The sequence below is a fragment of the Pseudomonas fluorescens group sp. PF-1 genome (assembly GCF_054481335.1).
Window position 1 is genome coordinate 2,463,066 of the sequence record NZ_JBTMNG010000001.1, and the last position, 19,842, is coordinate 2,482,907.

17 protein-coding genes are annotated in these 19,842 nt (G+C 60.2%); 8 read left to right on the forward strand and 9 right to left on the reverse strand.

Annotated features, from left to right (window positions below):
* Positions 1 to 157 precede the first annotated feature (157 nt).
* The gene (locus ACX3YD_RS11785; RefSeq protein ID WP_458960030.1) at positions 158 to 1,171 is read left to right on the forward strand and encodes an IS110 family RNA-guided transposase; all 1,014 of its coding nucleotides are present in this window, start codon (positions 158 to 160) and stop codon (positions 1,169 to 1,171) included.
* A 417-nt stretch (positions 1,172 to 1,588) separates the two neighbouring features.
* Here ACX3YD_RS11785 and ACX3YD_RS11790 read toward each other — a convergent pair whose 3' ends face one another.
* Complete coding sequence (locus ACX3YD_RS11790) at positions 1,589 to 2,080, reverse strand: aspartate carbamoyltransferase (RefSeq protein WP_458960031.1); 492 nt, start codon at positions 2,078 to 2,080, stop codon at positions 1,589 to 1,591.
* 104 nt (positions 2,081 to 2,184) lie between these two features.
* Positions 2,185 to 2,616: a hypothetical protein gene (locus ACX3YD_RS11795; RefSeq protein ID WP_458960032.1), complete on the reverse strand. Its 432-nt coding sequence runs from the start codon at positions 2,614 to 2,616 to the stop codon at positions 2,185 to 2,187.
* 291 nt (positions 2,617 to 2,907) lie between these two features.
* Here ACX3YD_RS11795 and ACX3YD_RS11800 point away from each other — a divergent pair, with 291 nt between their 5' ends.
* On the forward strand, positions 2,908 to 3,096 hold the full coding sequence (locus tag ACX3YD_RS11800) for a ribbon-helix-helix protein, CopG family (RefSeq protein ID WP_047530236.1): 189 nt from the start codon (positions 2,908 to 2,910) through the stop codon (positions 3,094 to 3,096).
* 21 nt (positions 3,097 to 3,117) lie between these two features.
* Here ACX3YD_RS11800 and ACX3YD_RS11805 read toward each other — a convergent pair whose 3' ends face one another.
* Positions 3,118 to 4,779: a SulP family inorganic anion transporter gene (locus ACX3YD_RS11805; protein ID WP_458960033.1), complete on the reverse strand. Its 1,662-nt coding sequence runs from the start codon at positions 4,777 to 4,779 to the stop codon at positions 3,118 to 3,120.
* Between the two features lie 175 nt (positions 4,780 to 4,954).
* Between ACX3YD_RS11805 and ACX3YD_RS11810 the strand changes: the two genes are divergently transcribed.
* A complete protein-coding gene (locus tag ACX3YD_RS11810; protein ID WP_047538824.1) occupies positions 4,955 to 5,185 on the forward strand; it encodes a hypothetical protein in 231 nt (76 codons plus the stop codon).
* A gap of 262 nt (positions 5,186 to 5,447) precedes the next feature.
* Here ACX3YD_RS11810 and arsA read toward each other — a convergent pair whose 3' ends face one another.
* Positions 5,448 to 7,304 (reverse strand): arsenical pump-driving ATPase, encoded by a 1,857-nt coding sequence (arsA, locus tag ACX3YD_RS11815; RefSeq protein WP_458960034.1) that lies wholly within the window; start codon positions 7,302 to 7,304, stop codon positions 5,448 to 5,450.
* 509 nt (positions 7,305 to 7,813) lie between these two features.
* Entirely contained in the window at positions 7,814 to 10,072 is a 2,259-nt protein-coding gene (katG, locus tag ACX3YD_RS11820; protein WP_458960409.1) for a catalase/peroxidase HPI, read from the reverse strand.
* A 392-nt stretch (positions 10,073 to 10,464) separates the two neighbouring features.
* Here katG and ACX3YD_RS11825 point away from each other — a divergent pair, with 392 nt between their 5' ends.
* Complete coding sequence (locus ACX3YD_RS11825) at positions 10,465 to 11,592, forward strand: GGDEF domain-containing protein (RefSeq protein ID WP_103404342.1); 1,128 nt, start codon at positions 10,465 to 10,467, stop codon at positions 11,590 to 11,592.
* 24 nt (positions 11,593 to 11,616) lie between these two features.
* Here ACX3YD_RS11825 and ACX3YD_RS11830 read toward each other — a convergent pair whose 3' ends face one another.
* The 4 genes from ACX3YD_RS11830 to ACX3YD_RS11845 all read right to left on the reverse strand — a co-directional run bounded on the left by ACX3YD_RS11830 (position 11,617) and on the right by ACX3YD_RS11845 (position 15,741).
* The gene (locus ACX3YD_RS11830; RefSeq protein ID WP_103404343.1) at positions 11,617 to 11,979 is read right to left on the reverse strand and encodes a cupin domain-containing protein; all 363 of its coding nucleotides are present in this window, start codon (positions 11,977 to 11,979) and stop codon (positions 11,617 to 11,619) included.
* Positions 11,980 to 11,992: 13 nt separating this feature from the next.
* Positions 11,993 to 13,390 carry an NAD(P)/FAD-dependent oxidoreductase gene (locus tag ACX3YD_RS11835; protein WP_458960035.1) on the reverse strand — a complete coding sequence of 466 codons (1,398 nt, stop codon included), beginning with the start codon at positions 13,388 to 13,390 and terminating at the stop codon, positions 11,993 to 11,995.
* Positions 13,391 to 13,425: 35 nt separating this feature from the next.
* Positions 13,426 to 14,709 (reverse strand): nucleotide disphospho-sugar-binding domain-containing protein, encoded by a 1,284-nt coding sequence (locus ACX3YD_RS11840; protein ID WP_103404345.1) that lies wholly within the window; start codon positions 14,707 to 14,709, stop codon positions 13,426 to 13,428.
* A 99-nt stretch (positions 14,710 to 14,808) separates the two neighbouring features.
* Positions 14,809 to 15,741 carry a GntR family transcriptional regulator gene (locus ACX3YD_RS11845; RefSeq protein ID WP_103404346.1) on the reverse strand — a complete coding sequence of 311 codons (933 nt, stop codon included), beginning with the start codon at positions 15,739 to 15,741 and terminating at the stop codon, positions 14,809 to 14,811.
* A 196-nt stretch (positions 15,742 to 15,937) separates the two neighbouring features.
* On the opposite strand from ACX3YD_RS11845, the gene ACX3YD_RS11850 reads away from it, so the two are divergent.
* The 4 genes from ACX3YD_RS11850 to ACX3YD_RS11865 all read left to right on the forward strand — a co-directional run bounded on the left by ACX3YD_RS11850 (position 15,938) and on the right by ACX3YD_RS11865 (position 19,826).
* Positions 15,938 to 16,993: a polyamine ABC transporter substrate-binding protein gene (locus tag ACX3YD_RS11850; RefSeq protein WP_458960036.1), complete on the forward strand. Its 1,056-nt coding sequence runs from the start codon at positions 15,938 to 15,940 to the stop codon at positions 16,991 to 16,993.
* 97 nt (positions 16,994 to 17,090) lie between these two features.
* Positions 17,091 to 17,951, forward strand: coding sequence for an ABC transporter permease (locus ACX3YD_RS11855; protein WP_052193571.1), 861 nt, complete (start codon positions 17,091 to 17,093; stop codon positions 17,949 to 17,951).
* On the forward strand, positions 17,948 to 18,754 hold the full coding sequence (locus ACX3YD_RS11860) for an ABC transporter permease (RefSeq protein WP_458960037.1): 807 nt from the start codon (positions 17,948 to 17,950) through the stop codon (positions 18,752 to 18,754). Before ACX3YD_RS11855 ends, ACX3YD_RS11860 begins: the two co-directional genes overlap by 4 nt.
* Entirely contained in the window at positions 18,747 to 19,826 is a 1,080-nt protein-coding gene (locus ACX3YD_RS11865) for an ABC transporter ATP-binding protein (protein ID WP_458960038.1), read from the forward strand. Before ACX3YD_RS11860 ends, ACX3YD_RS11865 begins: the two co-directional genes overlap by 8 nt.
* Positions 19,827 to 19,842: the final 16 nt, after the last annotated feature.

A 19,842-nucleotide genomic window follows, 5' to 3' on the forward strand; every position in this document is an offset into this window, starting at 1 on the left:
TGAGGCAACCGAGGGGCTGTCCATCGCTATAACAAAAAGGGGCCAGATTTATTTTTCAGATAATAAATCTGAGAATCATCTGGCCGGCCTCCCCATCTCACGGAGGTGGCGCAAAATTCAAGGTGCGAACTTAGACTTTTGCTGTGAGGAGGCCGTGATGAAATTCTGTGGCATAGACCTGCATTCGAACAACAGCGTTGTTGTGGTTACCGACGAAACGGACCGAGTTTTGATCAGCCGACGCTGCCCCAATGAGCTGACGCAAATCCTCCCGTTACTCGAACCACATCGTAGAGAATTGCTCGGCGTCGTGGTCGAGTCTACGTACAACTGGTATTGGCTGGTCGACGGCCTGAAGGCGGCAGGCTTCGAGGTAAAACTGGCCAACCCGGTGGCGATGCAACGCTACAACGGTTTAAAGCATTCCGACGATAAGGATGATGCAGCGTTCCTGGCGCATTTACTGAGGCTGGGGATATTGCCCACTGGCTATATCCATCCGCCACAAGAGCGAGCGCTGCGCGATCTGGCACGTAAACGGATTCAATTGGTACGCAACAGGACACAGCACATTCTGGCCGCTGAAAACATCATGGCGCGTCAGTCTGGCCACCGCCTGACCTGTAATGAAGTCAAAAGCCTGTCAGCCACCTCCGTGGACAGGCTGGGCCTGTCCACGGAGGTGGCTTTGGCGATGAAAGCCAATGTCGCCATTGTCCAGGCATTACAGACTCAAATTGATGTTCTCGAGGAGCGATTGCTGCATGAAGTCAGCCTGCGCCCCGAGTTCTGTTTATTGAAAACAATGCCTGGAGTTGGCGAAGTCTTGGCCACGGTCATCATGTTGGAAACCGGCGATATCGAGCGCTTTGCCGATGTCGGCAACTTCGCCTCTTATGCCCGCTGCGTAAAGAGTGCGCATTACTCCAACGGCAAGAAAAAGGGCGAAGGTAACACCAAGAACGGGAACGCTTACTTGATCTGGGCCTTTATCGAAGCGGCCAATTTTGCGCGACGCTTCAGTGCGGACGCCAAACGCTTTTTTGAGAAAAAGAAAGCCAAGACCAACGCCGTGGTCGCTACCAAAGCACTGGCGCACAAACTGGCGCGGGCGAGTTACCACATTTTGAAGGAGAAACAGCCTTTTGATGCCAAGCGCTGTTTCGCCTGAAGGGCGAGTTAAGGTGATGGCCGATCAACCAAAAAGGGACTGGCGTAAGCCATAAAATCTGAGTGGCGGCCGGCTGTCACCGCCTGAGTGTGTTGTAACCGGGTCGTCTGCCAAATGAGCCCGTCGAGACTGGACGTGCTTTTGCACGAGCCACAGATCTGTGACATCTTTTTGGACATTTGGCGGCACCAACGTTTCTCTGGGGCAGTTGACTGCCAGGGCGGTGCTGGGTGTATCGCTACCGCTTGATCCACATGGGTGTCAGGCACGACTCGGTCGTAGCCAGCGATGAGGAAACGGATACGACGGGTTCAACCAGTCGGGTTTAGTGATAGGAGAAAACCCCGCAGCAAGAGCTGCAGGGCAAGTTGGCTTTTAGCCTTGACTCGAGACCGGCTAATGGGTGTCCCCCATTTTTCACATCGCGTCCTTGCCATGGTCGGAAAGCTGGGCGTCAAACCACTGGTGGAGCGCCGCTATCAAGGCTGGATCGGAGGTCTTGAAGAGCAATTGGGCGCCGCCTTCAATGTCGCTGTAGTCGATCTCGATTTGTCCGGGCTTGGCGGCTTTCAGTTCCGCGAGGCCGGGCATGTCCTGGCCATGGATGTGCGCCGGGCCTGAAAAATCACCTTTGAGAAACCGCTGCTGGATTTCCTGGAGGTGCTGGCGAACCAATTGCACTTGTGTCGCATCTTCCGGCGTTTTGGCGACGACTTGCTGAATGCCGCCTTCGGCGGTTTTGCTGAAGACATGGGTTGTCGCTGCGAGGCTGAACGGCATGACATCCTTGCCGCGACCTGCCACCTCGGCTTGCCGCTGGGCGTCGGCATGCGAATGGTCGAGGGTCTGAGCGTGCAGGTTTGCAGCCAGCGTCCAGAGCACTGTTAAGGCGATGGCCGTTTTTAGCACGGTCTTTCTCCAATAGAAGCAGGGCGTCGAGCCGATGCCGGCGCTTCAATCCAGCAGGCGCGTGAACGCTGCGACGCCCACAGGCGGCATACCGGATCAATCACTCAGTGTATCGGCCCAGGCGGGACGGCTGGAATCATGCGCCACCCTTCGGGGCACTGGCGCACATTCGGGTAGTAGCCTCGGGCGGAATCGCAGTAGTACCAGTTGGCGGCGGGTGGAGGGGCGGGTGGCGCTGAAGCCGCAGTCCCGGGAGGTGGGGCAACCATCACTGGTGGTGGGCTGGCCTGGTAGTAGTACACCGGCGGGGCCGGATAGTAATAAACCGGGTAGGCGGGGTAGTAATACGGGTTGAAGACGTGCGCAGCTTCCCAGCCCAGGCCCAAACCAATGCCCAGGCCCCACCATCCGGCATCCCCGCCATGACCGCCATGTCCACCGCCATGGGGCCCGGCATTGGCCGGTAGCGCGAAACTGGCGACCAGCAGGATGATGCCTGCCAACAAGCACCGTCCGATCAGGCTTGATTTGTTCATTTGGGCTCATCTCGACACCGAGGGGTCAATTCGAGCATAGGAGCCGGCAGGGTGGGGCATCTGATCCACATCAGTAAACGGATAGACAAGAGAGCAAGGGGATGGGTGGTCAATCGCGACCTCGACGTCAAAACGTGGTCAAGCGACGGGCAGCAAACGGCCCTGACAACCCGGCCTTTTCCTGTGAGTAACGTCGAGGTGCCAGCCAACAGGCTGCCAGTACAGTGACAGCGCAGAACAACGCAATTACAATTTGATTAACATCCAGCGACTCGAGCGATTGAATACTCCATGGAAAGCAAGACTGCGCGCCTCACTGTGCTCATTGATCCCGTCAAGAAAAAAGCGTTCGAGGAACTCTGTGCAGCACAAGACCTGACGTCTTCGCAGGTTGTCCGGCAACTGATTCGTGACTATCTGGCCACTCACGGCGCCAGCTATACGACCAAGAGCAAGCATGCCGTCAGTACCAAGTCATGACCCAATACTGGCTGTTAGCCTCTAGAGGGTCGACGTACCCTCTACGTGACTGACAGCTTTGGCCAGCGCGGTATTGAAGTCGGCGTGGTAATGCTCCGGGCCAATTTCTTGCAGGATGCCCACCCTGTCGAGCTTGCCGAGCACCTTCGTATTCGCCTCGCAGAGCTTTACCACGATATTGCGCTTGTGCAGCTGCTGAATGACTTCCTCCAGCACTTGCAAGCCCGTGATATCCATAAACGGCACGCGTTTCAGACGGATAATCAACAGGCGTGGGTCTGTATGGGTCTGTGCCAGCACTCGCTCGAAGGTCTCGGCCGCAGCAAAGAACAGTGGCCCTTCAATCGTGTAAATCAGTATCCCTGGGGGCAAGTGCGCATGGCCATTGGCTCTCAGCTCTTCTTCAAGCTCGTGCTCGACGACCTGTTGCACTTCCACGGATGAAGCCATGCGCCGCATGAAATGCAGCATGGCAAGAATGACACCGATATTTACGGCGATCACCAAGTCACTGAACACTGTGAGGCTGAAGGTGATGAGCAGAATAGACACGTCTGCGCGTGGCGCTCGCTGAACCATGCGCTTGAAATGTTTCAACTCGCTCATGTTGTACGCGACCACGAAAAGAATGGCGGCCAGGGCGCACATCGGGATGTTTGCAGCCAGAGGTGCCAGAAACAGAATAATGAACACCAGGGTGACCGCGTGCGTAATGCCGGCCAGCGGGCTTGTGCCGCCGTTACGGATATTGGTGGCAGTACGGGCAATGGCTCCGGTCGCTGCGAAGCCGCCAAACAACGGCGTGACCAGATTGGCAATCCCCTGACCGATCAGTTCCTGATTGGAATCATGCTTGGTGCCCGCCATGCCATCGGCCACCATTGCAGACAGAAGCGATTCGATTGCTCCCAGCATGGCGATAGTGAAAGCCGGACCAATCAAATCGATGACGCGAGAGAGCGTGATTTCAGGCAGGCTTAACGCTGGAAGGCCTTGAGGTATGCCACCAAATGCGCTGCCAATCGTGGCGACTCCCTCGAAATGAAAGGCCGACTGTATCGCCGTAGCAACCGTCATTGCGACCAGCGGGCCAGGCACCCGTTTGAGACCGGGAATTTTGGACGCGGTGACGACCAGCAAAAGACTGAGTGCAGCCAGCAGGGTAGTGGCCATATGAAGATCCGGGAGCGCCTGTAGCAAATGCCAGAGCTTTTCATGGAAGTGCTCTCCACTGATCGCCGGTAAGCCGAAAAAGTCTTTCCACTGTCCGACCCAGATGATCACGCCGATGCCGGCGGTGAATCCGACGATCACGGGATCGGGGATAAACTTGATGATTGCACCCAGCCGGGCGATCCCGAGCAATAACAGCATGGCGCCCGCCATCATCGTAGCGATTTGCAGGCCGTCAACCCCATGCTTGGCCGTGACCCCCGCCAGAATCACGATGAACGCACCTGTTGGTCCTGCAATCTGTAAGCGGCTCCCCCCAAAGAGCGAAACCAGCAGGCCGCCAATGATTGCGGTGTAGATGCCTTGCTCGGGCTTGACGCCAGAGGCAATGGCAAACGCCATGGCCAGGGGGAGCGCCACGATCCCGACGATCACGCCAGACACCAGGTTGCGGAGCCAGTGCTTTCGACCCAACAACCCCGCCTTCCATGCCTCACCTATCGCAATCACGGCTAGCTCCTCAGTACATGCATGTGCATAATATTAACATGCAGTTATAATTTAAATACCTTGGAGCCACTGCTTCGAACGGCTGGAGATGTTGCCGGTAAAAGCTCGGACGGAACTGAGCGGGCATACACTGCATATAGAGAATTTTGAGAAAGCGCGTAGCGTGGTGACAGACATGAATCGCAAAGCTGTGAAAAGCAAACATGCCGAAGGCGTAACCTTTGACACCCACTTGATCGCAAACCCGACCAATCCCAAGGAGTGGATCGTATTCTTCAAGAAGGACGCCGGGAGGAGTTATTTTTTGGTTGATGACAATGAAGAAGTTGAGTCTTTCGGGCATCTGGATGACTTGATCGCCGAACTTCGAGACTTGGGTCTCAAGACCGCTGAAATCCATATCTGACCTTTGGATGGCGCCTTGGCGATGGTGACCCTCGACGTGATCAGCCAGCTCTCATCCAAGGGTGATCGGTACAGGCAGGTCGAACCTGCCCCTGCCTGTCTATCTGTGTGATCTACATAAAAGACGTCCTTGCCGCGACCCGCCACCTCGGCTTGCCGCCGGGCATCGGCATTCGAATGGTCCAGGGGCTAAGCGCGATGGCCGTTTTTTTAGCACGGCCTTGCTTCCAATAGAGGCAAGGCGTCGAGCCGATATTGGCGCTTCAATCCAGCAGGCGCGTGAGCGCCGCGACCCCCACAGGCGGCTCTGCCGTCCAGGGCACAACGATCACTGCATGCCGGGTTTGGTCGGCGACGCGCGCCATCTGTTTGCGCTCGCTCTCCAGTCGCGCTCGCAACAACGGGTCTTGGGTGTCCGTGGCCAGTAGCGACTTATTGACCACCCACGCAAAGGGTTCGATGTTGGCCCTGCGCAAGTCATCCTGCAGCGCTGCGGCCTGAGACACGGGCGTGGCTTCGGGCAGCGTCACCAGGATGATTTTGCTGTAGTGCGCATCTTGCAGGCGCATCAAGGGCGTAACGATGTGGTCCGAGGCCTTGCCTTCGAACGCCCGAACCATCTGGCGGTGATAGGCGCCAGTGGCATCCATCAGCAGCAGCGAGTGACCGGTGGGGGCGGTGTCCAGCACCACGAACGAGGTTCTGGCTTGAGAAACCACACGGGAAAACGCATGGAAAACGGCAACCTCTTCGGTGCAGGGGGAGCGCAGATCCTCAATGAGCAACGCTGTCTCATCTTCCGTCAAGGTCGGCGCGCGGGACGCTACGATCTTGTCCACGTATTTTTGAGTTTCGACCTTGGGGTCGATGCGGCCTACGCTGAGTCCCTGCACATCGGCGTTGAGGGTCACCGCCAGATGCGCCGCAGGATCGGTCGTACTCAAATGCACGGATTTGCCGCGCTGGACCAGGCCTAGCGCGATGGCGGCGGCAATGGTGGTTTTGCCAACGCCACCTTTGCCCATGACCATGATCAGCCCGCGCTCGTCCTTGGCAAGCTCGGCAACCAGTTCCGAGAGCCCGTGATATTCGAGGTGTGATGGCGCTTGGGATGCCGGGCTTGTTGATCGGGCAGGCTGCGGGTCAAGCAGCCCGCGCAGCGCGGGCAAGCCAACGGAATCCACAGCCTTGAGTGGAATGTAATCGACGGCCAGCGGGCGCAGCGAAGCGGGCATCTCGTCGAGCGCCTGTTGGCCAATGGCCTCGATGGCGGCAGCAATCGGGTCATTCAAGTCGCTGCGTTTGAACACGGCGTTCACGACCAGACGCTGATTTTTCAGGCCCAAATCACGAAGTTCGTCGGAGGAGCGTGCTGCTTCGGCGAGCGCGCCTTTATCGGGCCGGGCCACGAGCACGACGGTGGTCAGGGCAGGGTTATTGAGTGCAGCCAAAGCCTGGTTGAACAGCTGCTCCTGCATTTTCAAACCCGAGTGCGGCCCCAGACAGGACGCCCCACGATCATTGCCTTCCAGAAATCCGCTCCACGCTTTGGGCAGGCTCAACAGCCTGAGCGTGTGTCCCGTGGGAGCTGTATCGAACACGACATGGTCATAGGCTGCGCCGCCTTGCGCCAAGAGGTGGGAGAACTCATCGAAGGTGGCGATTTCGGTCGTGCAGGCCCCCGAGAGTTGCTCACGCACCAGTGCAATGTCTTGATCGCTGGCTTGCGAGCCCATTTGCTCGACCACTCTGGCTCGGTAGTCGGTGGCTGCGGTTGCGGGGTCAATGTTGAGCACGAACATGCCAGGCACGTCCGGCACCGCGACAGGCTGATTGCTCAGCTCGATGCCGAGCATCTCGTCAAGATTCGAGGCGGCGTCCGTGCTGACCAGAAGCACGTTCTTGCCTGCGTCAGCCAGCGCGATGGACACCGCCGTGGAGACCGACGTTTTGCCAACCCCGCCCTTGCCGGTGAAGAACACATATTTGGTGGGCTGATCGAGCAGTTTGATGGTTGGCTGCGTGGTCACTCTGACCTCTCCTGGGGAGCACGACTGGGGATCTGAGTGTAGACCGATGCCCGGCACTAAAAACATTGTCTTATGAGCCGGGCGGAACATTCAGGGGCTTGTTGAAGCGCCCTACAACTCACTTCCTGAAAGCTACAACACCCTGCGTCGTTGCCGACGGTCACGCCAGAATCCGCCGGCTTGTGCGCCTTGGGGCTGCTCGGTAACTTGATTCGCGTCACTGCGCATCAGTGATCAGGTTTAGTCGCCCTGTGGTGTATCGAAGCGCATCTGCCTCCGGATAGTCAGGTCATGTTAATGCTTGCATTTCATGGTAGTTGTGCGCAGGGCGCCTTCGGGTGCGCCGGTTTGGTACTCCCCGGTCGACTAACCTGCATGCAGCTTCCACCCCTTGTTTAGTCGCAAGTGATGACGGCTCCACGTTTTTGGGGACTGAACATGATCAAGCCTTCACCCAATCCCCCGATTTTCACAGCTGGCGGAAATCACGGCGAACCGGGTGCTGGATCAGATCGATCCGCGTGAGTAGGGCGGACACGCAAGTGGCAATCAAAATGACAGGGGCGGCATTGCGCCGCCCCCGTTTCAAGTGATGGGTTTCACTTCAGGTCGAAGCGATCCAGGTTCATCACCTTGGTCCAGGCCGCCACGAAGTCATGGACGAACTTCTCTTGCGCCCCGGCGGTTGCATAGACCTCCGCCAGTGCCCGCAACTGCGCATTGGAACCGAACACCAGATCGACGCGGGTGGCGGTCCACTTGGGCTGGCCGGTCTTGCGGTCGCGACCTTCAAACTCCTCATTGGCCTCCGACACCGGTTTCCATTCCACCCCCATGTCCAGCAAGTGGGTGAAGAAGTCGTTGGTCAGCGCTTCCGGGCGTGTGGTGAAGACGCCGTGGGCGGTTTTTCCGACGTTGGTGTTGAGCACGCGCAGGCCACCGATCAGCACGGTCATTTCCGGCGCGGTGAGGGTCAGCAATTGCGCCTTGTCGATCAGCAGCTGCTCGGCGGGTACGCGGTAGCGGGTCTTGAGGTAGTTACGGAAACCGTCGGCGATGGGTTCGAGGAAGCCGAACGACTCGACATCGGTCTGTTCCTGGCTGGCGTCCATTCGCCCCGGCCTGAAAGGCACCGAGATGTTATGCCCGGCGGTTCGCGCGGCGTGTTCGACACCGGCACCGCCGGCCAGCACGATCAGGTCGGCCAGCGACACTTTCTTGCCACCGGTATTGAACTCCTTCTGGATGCTCTCGAGTTTTGCCAGCACCTTCGCCAGTTGTTCCGGCTGATTGGCCTGCCAGGACTTCTGTGGCGCCAGACGCAGGCGTCCGCCGTTGGCGCCGCCGCGTTTATCGGAACCACGGAAGGTGGAAGCCGCCGCCCAGGCCGTGGACACCAGCTCTGACACCGTCAGGCCCGAAGCCAACACCTTGCTCTTGAGCGTGGCGATGTCACTGTCGTTGATCAATTCATGGTCGAGCGCCGGGATCGGGTCTTGCCAGAGCAGCTCTTCGTCAGGCATTTCCGGGCCGAGGTAGCGCGAAAGCGGCCCCATGTCGCGGTGGATCAGTTTGAACCAGGCACGGGCGAAAGCGTCGGCCAACTGGTCGGGATTGGCCAGGAAGCGACGGGCAATCGGTTCGTAGATCGGATCGAAACGCAGGGCCAGGTCCGAGGTGAGCATGGTCGGATCGCGGCGTTTTGACGGGTCATGGGCATCGGGAATGATGCCGGCGCCCGCGCCGTTTTTAGGTTTCCACTGGTGCGCGCCAGCCGGGCTCTTGGTCAGTTCCCACTCAAAGCCGAACAGGTTTTCCAGGTAGTTGTTGCTCCATTGGGTCGGAGTGGTGGTCCAGGTGACCTCCAGGCCGCTGGTGATGGTGTCGGGCCCTTTGCCGGTGCCGAAGCTGTTTTTCCAGCCCAGGCCCTGTTGTTCCAGGCCGGCCGCTTCGGGTTCTGGCCCGACATTGTCGGCAGGGCCGGCGCCGTGGGTCTTGCCGAAGGCGTGGCCGCCCGCGATCAGCGCCACGGTCTCTTCGTCATTCATGGCCATGCGGCCGAAGGTTTCGCGAATATCCAGCGCTGAAGCCACCGGGTCCGGCTGGCCTTCCGGGCCTTCCGGGTTGACGTAGATCAGGCCCATTTGCACGGCGGCGAGGGGGTTTTCCAGGTTGCGACCTTGCTCGGTACGGCTGTCCTCGTTTTTCCCCGGCTCGGCGACGAGCGGCACATCACCGGGCGCCTGCACGGGTTTGCTGTCATCTTTGCCATAGCGCGTGTCGCCGCCCAGCCATTTGTTTTCCGAGCCCCAGTAGACGTCCTCATCCGGTTCCCAGACGTCCGCGCGGCCGCCGGAAAAGCCGAAGGTCTTGAAGCCCATGGATTCCAGGGCGACGTTGCCGGTGAGTACGATCAGGTCGGCCCAGGAAATATTGCGGCCATATTTTTGCTTGATCGGCCAGAGCAGCCGGCGCGCCTTGTCCAGGCTGACGTTGTCCGGCCAACTGTTGAGGGGAGCAAAGCGCTGCTGGCCGGAGCCGGCGCCGCCACGGCCGTCACCGGTGCGGTAGGTGCCGGCGGCGTGCCAGGCCATGCGAATAAACAGCGGGCCATAGTGGCCGAAGTCTGCCGGCCACCAGTCTTGCGAGTCTGTCATCAGCGCGTTCAGGTCATTCTTGACCGCCGCGAAGTCCAGGCTCTTGAAGGCTTCGGCGTAGTTGAAACCCTCGCCCATGGGGTCGGACAGGGGCGAGTGCTGGTGCAGGATCCTCAGGTTCAGTTGGTTCGGCCACCAGTCGCGGTTCGTGGTGCCACCGCCGGCGGCATGATTGAACGGGCATTTCGATTCAGTTGCCATGTGTGCGCTACCCTCGGTCGTGTCCATGCCGCCATCCGGCCCGGCTCGGGCGGGAAAGCGGCCAGTGAAATCAATGACTCAGGCGGCGGGCCCAGGTCGATCAACGGATCGTCGTGGCCACGCGGACATTCATGACAGCGGCAATTGATGTGCCGAGAGATTACGGTACGCCTGGTCGGTTTCTGACTCATTGTTGTCTTGATATCAGGTCTTGGCCGGCCAGAGTGCACCGGCAGAAGCTAATGCTAGTTGCCCATTGGCAAGTCAGCTAATAGTCGCAGTATTGGCAGGTGATAGGCGCAATCTCTCAGCCCGGCACAGAGTATTGCAGGCGCGGCTTGGCAATGTGCCACAATAGTTGTTCGTTACGGCATCACGATCAGGCGGATTGAATGGACGGCCTTGGTTTTCGGCACGAGCAGGATCGTTACATTGCACAGCAGGTGCACATGGATCGATTGCATCAGTTGTTTCGCCAATCGGTTTCGGCGGTTTTCGGCAGTTTTCTGGCCGTGATCATGTTGAGCTGGCTGTGTTGGGATCGTTTTGATCATAACGTGGTTTTCTGGTGGATAGCCCTGCTGACGGGGGCGACGTTGATACGCATTTTGATGTTCGTAGTCTATTTCCACAGCCCGGCAGCGCTGCGCACGCCGCAGCGCTGGGAACTCAAGTATTGGCTGACGCTGGTGTTGTCCGCTGGCATCTGGGGCGCTGGAGCGTTGGCGGTCATGCCCAGGGACGACCTGTTGGCCCAGGCGCTGGTCATGTTGTTTACCGTCGGCATGTCCGTCAGTGCGGTGTCCTGTTACTCGGCCTACCGCTACATGACGGTGGTGTCGATTTCCCTGGTGCTGTTGCCTTGCACCCTGTGGCTGCTGTTCCAGCCGTCATCCCTGCAAATCGGGATGGCCGTGGCGGTCCTGGTGTTCGCCTCATTCGTGTTCAGGGCCACCAGCAGCCTGGCCAATGCGGTGGAAACGGCCTTTCGGCTAACCCGCGAAATGGAGCTGGCGCACAGCATCTCCACGCGCGCGGCACAAACCGATGAACTCACCGGCCTGAGAAACCGGCGGGCTTTTTTCCAGCATGCCCAGCAGCTCTATAGCCATTGCCGAAATTACCAGTTGCCGCTGTGTGCGGTCATGCTGGACATGGATCACTTCAAACACATCAACGACACCTACGGGCACCAGATCGGCGATCAGGTCCTGCGACAAATGGGGGTGGTGATCGGTCAATCCTTTCGCGAGGGCGATATCCACGGTCGACTGGGCGGGGAGGAGTTCGCGGTGTTGCTGCCCAATACCTCCATCGAGACCGCCCAGGGCATTGCCGAGGACCTCATCCAGTCCATTTCCGGGCTCATGACCGGCCCGGTTCACTGCATAACCGCCAGTGTCGGTGTGGCGATCATGGTGCCTGGCGACAATGATTTGCACAGTTTGATGTGCAACGCTGATAAAGCGCTTTACCGCGCCAAGGCCCGTGGGCGCAACCAGGTCGCGGTGGCCGAGTAACGACCGGTAGCACCGGTCGGGTGCTCATCCCAGTATGAAATACACCTTGCGCACCGCCGTGAGGTTTTCCCAGGTGCCTTGAAATCCGGCGGCTACCACAAACGAAGCGCCGGGGCCGAATGTGCAACTGACACCCTGCGCATCGGTCAGGCGCACCGTGCCTTCGAGGATATGGCACAGCTCGTCGTAATCGCATTGGCAGCGCTCCAGATGCGGGCCGGCTTCCCAGATGCCGGCCACGGCGTTTTTCTGCGGAGCCACGAAGTGGCGCCAGCTGCTGCTGCGATAGGGCGCATCGACAAGGGCCGGGTCATTGACTTCGAGCTCTTTGGGGATCAACTGCGGATTGGCGAAGTTGATCACGTGCTGGGGCAGGGCGCTGGACATGCGGATCTCCGGTTCAGGAATCGAAGCCGATACCAAAGGCATCGAAGGTTTTGAGCAACAGGTCGCGATGACCATCGCGGTCTTCCCGGGCCAGCGAGCGCTGCGCCAGCTTCACCCCGGCGTAGCGCAGTGGCTCTGGCGGAAAACGGAAGGGCGCCCTGGAGGTCATCATCAGTTCTGTTCGTTCGGTGGCTTCGCCGGCCAGCAGGTCGAGCATGTTCAGCGCGGCAAAACGGCTGGCCGACACGCCTTGCCCGGTGAAGCCGAGGGCGTAGGCCACGCGACCCTGCATCTCACAGCCGGTGAACATCGTGGTGCGCGCGGAGGTGTCGATGATGCCGCCCCAGGCATGGCTGAAGCGCACGTCGCGTAATGGCGGGAATGCCTGGTGAAACTGCTCGGCGAGGCGCTTGAAGCTCGCCGGTCGTTGCGTCAGCGCTTCATCGCGGCGTCCACCGAAGTGATAGATGGCGTCGTAGCCGGCCCAGAGTATGCGGTTGTCGGCGGTCTTGCGCAGGTAATGGAACTGGTTGCCCGAATCGGCGATGCCGTAGCGGCCGGTCCAGCCGATAGCCTGCAGTTGCTCATCGCTCAGCGGCTCGCTGACCAGGCTGTAGTCATATACCGGGATCACGCTGGAGGCCAGGTGCCCGAGCAGCGGCGGGGCGATGTTGGTCGCGAGGGCGATTTGCCCGGCTTCCATCCCGCCGTTCGCCGTGCGCAAGCGCAGACGGTCGCCGGTGTTCTGAAGTTCCAGCACCGGGCTTTGCTCGAACAACCGAATGCCCTGCTTAAGGCAGACCCGGCGCAACTCGGCGGCCATCTTCGCCGGGTTGAGCAGCGCGTAGTTCGGTTCGAACACTCCGGCACCGTAGAGTGGTGAGTTCAGGTGCTGTGCCAGCGCGCGGCCTTCAAGCCATTGGCACTCAATGCCGAACCGGGCGTAGTTGCGTTGCATCGAGCGCAAACCCTCGACCTGCCAGGGTTGGCTCGCCAGGTTCAACTTGCCTTCGCGCTCGAACTCGACCTGCATGCCGAAGTGCTGCAGGTCGGCCGCCAACTCGTCGAGGTTCTGCCGTCCCAGGCGGATCAGTCGCTCGGCTTCCTGGGGCCAGCGTTTCAGTGCATTGGAAACGCCATGGGAGATGCTTGGCGCGCAGAAACCGCCGTTGCGTCCGCTGGCTTCACCGCCGCAGTGGCGTGCTTCGATGATCGCAATGTTCAGGGTTGGCCGGCGTTGACGAGCCAACAGCGCCGTCCACAACCCGGTGAAGCCGCCGCCGACAACGGCCAGGTCGCATTGCAGGCTGCCCGCCAGTGGCGATGCGCTTGGCGCTTGTGCGACGGTGTCCTGCCAGAACGGGTGGGCGTGTACGTTGTCGAGCGAGTCGTGGCGCGGTGGGGACTTCATTCAGCAACTCCGGCGTTGTGGGCGGCAATGGTGGGTCAGCTGTCGGGCAAGGCCAGAATCGCCCGAGCCGCCAGGTCGGTGCCGCGAATCGCCTGCATGCGCTCGCTGAACGCCTTGAGGCGCTGTTTCATCCCGTGGTCGGCCAGCAACTGTTCGAGGGCGGCGGGCAGTGCCGCCAGCGGATCGGCGAAGCGTGGCAGGTAGCGGCCGACGCCGACTTCCTCGGCGCGCGCGGCGTTGTCGTGGCCGTCCCAGCAGTAAGGGATGATCAGTGACGGCAAGCCGAAGTACAGCGCTTCACAGAAACTGTTGTTGCCGCCGTGATGAATGAACAGCTCGCACTCCTTGAGCACCGCCGGTTGGGCAAACCAGCTGTCGAGGTACACGTTGTCCGGCACGGTGGTGTACATGTCGCGGTAGGCGCCGACGTTGATCAGGAAGCGATAGGGCAGGGTTTCGACCGTGCCGATCAGTCGTTTCATCATCTCGGTGTCGGCGGCACCGAGGCTGCCGAAACTGATGTAGATCAGCGGCGCTTCGTTGTGCCGCGGAAAGTCAGGAACGATGTAGGGCGCTTCGCGGCGCACGCAGCCGTCTAGGTAGACGTAGCGTTGCGGGTCCAGAGGTTGCTGGCGTTCGTAGCGTACCGGCGTCGGCGACAGCAGCAGGTTGAGCCACGGCGAGTCGACGAGGAACTGGCCGGGCGGGCAGGGTGGCGTGCCGTTGCTGGCGAGAAACTGCGAAAAGCGCTCATGGGCCGGTGCGACGGCTTTCAGGTAATGCTCGGTGAAGCGCTCGCGGCCTTCGACATCACTGGCCAGGCAACCGGACAGGTAGGGCGGCACGGCGGCGTCGGGGAGTTCGGTTTCCGCGCAGGAGACCATCCGCACCCACGGGCAGCCGGCGTTGGCGATGGCCGGAAACATGACCACGTTATCGAGGACGATCACATCCGGTTTCAGCCGGCTGAGCAATTGCTGCAAGGGTTTTTCCGCTTCGATCGCGGTGTCGATGATCGCGTCCCAGGCCGGTGCCACGTAGCTGTCGATCTGCGCCAGCGGGGTCTGGTCGAAGTAGGGAATGTTGCGCTCGATGAAGCGCTCCCAATAGTGCTGGTGCTCCGCCGCCGACAATGGGCTGGCTTGCGGGATCGGGTACTCGTCGAAACCGTATTCGGCGAAAAGTCCCCGGAAATGCTCGTGGCAGATGAACACCGGTTTGGCGCCCAGTTCACGCAGCGATTGGGCGATACCAATGCAGTTCAAGGCTGCGCCGAAACTGGCTTCTGGAAACAGGGCGATTAATTTTTGTGTGTGCATGGCGCCGCCAGATCCAAGGCGGGAAAGTCCCGCCGTTTCTGAAGATGATTTGATGCTGTCTTATTTTATAAAAAAAATCATCAAGTTTTTTGAGGCGCTTCAACGGCGCCCGAGCGGGTGGCTCTGCGGTATGCCACGGTTGGCGGTTTGCGGGCGTTGCGCGGCGCTCAGGCGCAGGTGCAGGCGCAGCAGGTCGGCAGCGATCTCCATTTGTCCGCGCTCGATGTGGGCGATGATTTGCAGGTGCTCGCGCAAGGCTTCCTGCAAGCGGTGCACGCTGACCGATGGCAGCAGGTTCGGCAGGCGTCGCAGGCTCTGGTGCTGGAGCAGGGCGTCGCCGATGAAACGGTTGCCGCAGCTCTGGGCCAGCAGTTCGTGGAAGCTGATATCCAGCTCGCGGAACTGCTGGATGTCGAAGTCTTCCACCGGGCGCGCCAGCAGGGTTTGCATGGCGCTGCGCAGAAGGGCCAGGCGTTGCGGGTCGGCGTTGAACTGCCCGCCGAGCAAGGCTTCCGGCTCGAGAATGAGGCGGAATTTCAGGCTTTCCTCCAGCGCGGCAAGGCTGTTCAGTGAGGGCCGAAACAGCCAGGACTGGCCGGGGCCGCGTTCAATTGCCTGGCTTTCGCTCAGTTGTTGCAGGGCTTTCTGCGCCGCCGGCCGGCCTATGTCGTACCGGCGCATCAACTCGCTGATGCTGATGCTGTCACCCAGGCGGCCGGCCATGCGGTCGCGCAGGACCGAGGTGGCCAGCTCTTCTTCTTCGGCCTGGGGCAGGGCGGCGTTGAAGGCCTGGCCAGCGGGGGCCGCAATCAGGCGATAGCCCTTGCCGGCTTCATGGCTCAGCAGGTTTTCTTCCAGCAGCACTTTGAGGGCGCCACGAATCAGGGTGCGCGAGACCTGAAAGGTGCGTGCCAGTGCTTGCTCGGCCACCGGGTCACCGGCCACCAGCCCGGTTTCCTGGGTGTGTTCCAGGATCCTTCGGGCCAGTTCAAGGTGGTTGGTGCGGGGTTTTTTCTCGGCTGTTGTGCTCAAGCGTTTTATCTCGGTTCGGTCGCTTCGGACTCAGGCGCTCATCTTATGCCATGCGCCGCTCAATCGTCAGGCGCAGAAAAAAAGCGTTGACATCTTTTGATGCTGGTCCTAATTTCTAAAAAAAAACACATGTAATCGTTTCTCGTTTTGCCGTACTGCCTTCGAAAAAACAATAAACAATCGTCGGGTGAGTATCATGAGAAAGCTGAAAGACGTGCTGTGCGTGGGGTTGGCCGTTTCCCTGGCGATCGCTACACAGGCTGCAAGCGCGAAAGACATGGTGATTTCCATCTGGGACGGCTACATGGCCCCGGATGCGCTGGACAAGTTCAAGGCGGCCAGTGGCGTCGATGTCGACAAAGCCTTGCACGCCACCAACGAAGAGATCATGGGCAAGCTCATGGCGTCTGGCGGTGAAGGGTACGACGTGGTCTTCGTCTCCTCGCCCTTCGCCGAAGTCCTGCACAAGCAAGGGCTGCTGACCGACATCGATCCGGTCAAGGTCCCCAATCTCAAAAACCTCTACCCCGAAGCCACTCACCTGGAATACGACCCCGGCAACCACTTCTCGGTGCCTTACACCTGGGGCACGACGGGTATCTGCTATCGCACCGACAAGGTGACCCCGGCGCCGCAAAGCTGGAACGACCTGCTCAACCCCAGCGATGCGCTCAAGGGCAAGGTCACGATGCTGGCCACCGACCGCTGGATGCTCGGGGCCGGATTCCTCGCCAAGGGCTGGTCGGTCAACGACAGCGACCCCGGCCAGATCGCCGCCGTACGCGATCAGCTGATCGCCACCAAAAAACGCATCCTCGCCTTTGACGACACCACCTTTTATTCCAAGCTCGCTTCCGGCGAATCGCTGATGGCGCACGCCTGGGATGGCTGGTGCAACTACGGCACCCAGGCCAACGCGGCGATCAAGTTTGTCGTGCCCAAGGAAGGTTCCGACCTGTGGGTGGACACCATGGTCGTGCTGAAAAGCTCGAAGCATCAGGACGAGGCGTTCAAGTTCGTCAACTTCATGCTGGCCAAGGAAAACCACGTCTGGGTCGCCGAAAACATCCTCTACAAAATCCCCAACCAGGCTGCAATGGCCGGCTTGTCCGCTGACCTGCTCAAGCAATACCCCAACCTGACCATCGCCCCGGGCGAGCTGGTGAAGATGGAGCAATTGCGCGACCTGGGCGGCACCACGCAGAAGGCCTACACCCGGGCCGTCACCGAAATCATGGCGGCACAGAACTAAGCCCCACACAACGCAAGCCGCATCGAACCGAGGCATGTCGTGCATGCCTCGCCACGCTCGCAAGCCGCCTCGGTCCTGAGGCGGGAGGATATGGGTAATGAGTGCTTTGCATGCTGACAGGCGTCTGTCGGCCTGGCTTCTTGCGCCCGGCTTCGGCTGGCTGCTGACTTTTCTGGTGATTCCTTGCTTGCTGGTGCTGGTCTACAGCTTCGTCGAACGCGGTGCTTATGGCGGCATCGATTGGTTGTTCACCTGGGAAAACTACCAGCGCGCCTTTGATCCGCTGTACCTGAGCATCCTGCTCAAATCGGCAAAAATCGCCGGTCTGGCAACGGTCTTCGCGGTGCTGATCGGCTACCCGGCGGCCTACGCCATTGCCCGTGCGCCACGGCGTCGGCAAGCGGTATTCCTGTTTCTGGTGATGCTGCCGTTCTGGAGCAACTACCTGATCCGAACCTATGCCTGGATCGTCCTGCTCAACCGTGAAGGCCTGATCAACCGCCTGCTGCAACTGTGCGGCTACAGCGGTGAACCCATCAGCCTGCTGTACACCGAAGCGTCGGTGGTGCTGGGGCTGGTCTACAACTACATCCCGTTTGTGATCCTGGCGATTTTCTCCTCGCTGTCGCGGATCAACAACGAACTCTGGGACGCCTCCAAAGACCTCGGTGCTTCGGGCTGGATGACCTTTCGCCGGATCATCCTGCCCCTGAGCGTGCCCGGCATTGCCGCGGGCGCGGTGTTTGTCTTCGTCCTCAGCATCGGCAACTTCATCACCGCCGATTTGCTCGGCGGCAAGCAGGTGCAGATGGTCGGCAACCTGATCTACTCGCAGTTCCTGACCGCGCGGGACTGGCCGTTCGGCGCGGCCCTGAGCTTCTTCCTGATCGCGATCATGCTGGTCCTGTTGTTCATCCAGGCACTGGTGGCCCGTCGTGCCGAAGGAGGCCGCCCATGAGTCGATCACCTTCCGTTGGCGGCAGCGTCCTCAATGCGCATCTGGGTCTGGTCTACGCCTTCCTCTATGTGCCGATCCTGGTGTTGATCCTGCTCTCGTTCAACAAGTCCGGCTTGCCCACCGCCTGGGGCGGGGTGTCCCTGAAGTGGTATGCGGCGCTGGCGCACAACTCGGCGATATTGTCGGCGGCGCTCAACACCCTGATCGTGGCGCTGTCGGCGACCTTCATTGCCTGTGTGCTCGGCACCTTGCTGGCACTGGGCATCGAGATGCGTCGCAAGGGCGATGACAAGGGGCAGGTAGTCGACACCTTGTTGATGGCGCCGATGATCATCCCCGACATCGTCCTGGCCATCGCGCTGCTGAGCTTCTTCAACCTGCTCAAGGTCGGGCTGGGGCTGCACTCGATCATCATCAGCCACGCGGTGTTCAACATCGCCTTCGTCTGCGCCGTGGTGCGCACCCGGCTCAAGCATTTCGACTATTCGATTCTCGAAGCCTCGATCGACCTCGGCGCGAGCGGGTTCACCACCTTTCGCCGGGTGCTGTTGCCGGCGATTTTTCCCGGTGTGCTGGCCGGTGGTTTGCTCGCGTTCACCCTGTCGGTGGACGAATTCATCATCGCCTTTTTCAACTCCGGTTCCGGCCAGGCCTCGACCACGTTACCGATGCAGATCTACGCCATGATCCGTTTTGGCGTCACCCCGGAAATCAACGCCCTGGCGACGCTGGTGATGCTGGTCAGCATCACTGCGCTGCTGGCTTCGCAGCGTCTCAACAAGGCTCCTCGCACCCATGAATAATTCATCTGCGGTACTGATCCTGGACAAGGTCAGCAAGTCTTATGGCAACGGCCTGGCCGTCGACGAGGTGTCGCTGAACATCCGCGAGAACGAGTTTTTCGCCCTGTTGGGACCGTCCGGCTGCGGCAAGACCACGCTGCTGCGCATGCTCGCCGGATTCGAGACGCCCAGCGGCGGCTGCATCTACCTGGACGGCAAGGACATCTCACCGCTGCCGGCCAACAAGCGGCCATTGAATTTGATGTTCCAGTCCTATGCGCTGTTTCCCAACATGACCGTGCGCAAGAACATTGCCTACGGCCTGGAAATGGAGCGTCTGCCGGATGCGGAAATCCGCCGCCGGGTCGATGAAGTGCTGAGCACCGCGCAACTCGGGGAGCTGGCCGAGCGCAAGCCCGATCAGCTGTCCGGTGGCCAGCGTCAACGGGTCGCCCTGGCACGGGCGCTGGTCAAGCGTCCTCGGGTGTTGCTGCTCGATGAGCCGCTGGGCGCACTGGATAAGAAGCTGCGGGAAAAAATGCAGCTGGAACTCAAGCGCCTGCAACTGGAAAGCGGTATCACCTTCATCATCGTCACCCACGATCAGGAAGAAGCGTTGGTGATGTCCGATCGCATGGCGGTGCTCGACGGCGGCAAGGTCTGCCAGTGCGGCAGCCCGAGCGAGCTCTACGAGAACCCCAACAGCCGCTTCGTCGCCAATTTCATCGGGGTCAGCAACCTGTTTGAAGGCGTGCGTTCGGGCGAGCGTTCGGTGCGGGTCAACGGCCAGGAGCTGGTGGTCGAGACCGACGTACCGCTGGTGCCTGGTCAATCGGTGGCCCTGGTGGTGCGTCCGGAACGTTTGCAAGTGCTGACCGAAGAGGCCGGCACCTGCGCCAACCAGGTCAGCGGCAAGATCGTCGAAATCGCTTACCACGGCCTCGACACCAATGTGCATGTGCAGACGGGCCTCAGCGACAAGGCCCTGATCGTTCGCGTGCCGTCGTCGCAATTCGAATTCGCCCGTTTCGCAATCGGTACGACCATCCGCTTGGGCTGGCAGCCTCGCCACGCCCGTGTTTTGACGCGCTGAACAATAAAAAGACCAG

Excerpts from the sequence above, each read along its gene's own strand:
- ACX3YD_RS11830 (WP_103404343.1), bottom strand. The coding sequence starts at position 11,979 with ATGTCCAGCGCCCTGCCCCAGCACGTGATCAACTTCGCCAATCCGCAG.
- ACX3YD_RS11850 (WP_458960036.1), top strand. The coding sequence starts at position 15,938 with ATGAGAAAGCTGAAAGACGTGCTGTGCGTGGGGTTGGCCGTTTCCCTG.
- arsA (WP_458960034.1), bottom strand. The coding sequence starts at position 7,304 with ATGTTCCGCCCGGCTCATAAGACAATGTTTTTAGTGCCGGGCATCGGT.
- ACX3YD_RS11825 (WP_103404342.1), top strand. The coding sequence starts at position 10,465 with ATGGACGGCCTTGGTTTTCGGCACGAGCAGGATCGTTACATTGCACAG.
- ACX3YD_RS11855 (WP_052193571.1), top strand. The coding sequence starts at position 17,091 with ATGAGTGCTTTGCATGCTGACAGGCGTCTGTCGGCCTGGCTTCTTGCG.
- ACX3YD_RS11865 (WP_458960038.1), top strand. The coding sequence starts at position 18,747 with ATGAATAATTCATCTGCGGTACTGATCCTGGACAAGGTCAGCAAGTCT.
- ACX3YD_RS11860 (WP_458960037.1), top strand. The coding sequence starts at position 17,948 with ATGAGTCGATCACCTTCCGTTGGCGGCAGCGTCCTCAATGCGCATCTG.
- ACX3YD_RS11840 (WP_103404345.1), bottom strand. The coding sequence starts at position 14,709 with ATGCACACACAAAAATTAATCGCCCTGTTTCCAGAAGCCAGTTTCGGC.
- katG (WP_458960409.1), bottom strand. The coding sequence starts at position 10,072 with ATGGCAACTGAATCGAAATGCCCGTTCAATCATGCCGCCGGCGGTGGC.
- ACX3YD_RS11810 (WP_047538824.1), top strand. The coding sequence starts at position 4,955 with ATGAATCGCAAAGCTGTGAAAAGCAAACATGCCGAAGGCGTAACCTTT.
- ACX3YD_RS11795 (WP_458960032.1), bottom strand. The coding sequence starts at position 2,616 with ATGAACAAATCAAGCCTGATCGGACGGTGCTTGTTGGCAGGCATCATC.
- ACX3YD_RS11785 (WP_458960030.1), top strand. The coding sequence starts at position 158 with ATGAAATTCTGTGGCATAGACCTGCATTCGAACAACAGCGTTGTTGTG.
- ACX3YD_RS11800 (WP_047530236.1), top strand. The coding sequence starts at position 2,908 with ATGGAAAGCAAGACTGCGCGCCTCACTGTGCTCATTGATCCCGTCAAG.
- ACX3YD_RS11835 (WP_458960035.1), bottom strand. The coding sequence starts at position 13,390 with ATGAAGTCCCCACCGCGCCACGACTCGCTCGACAACGTACACGCCCAC.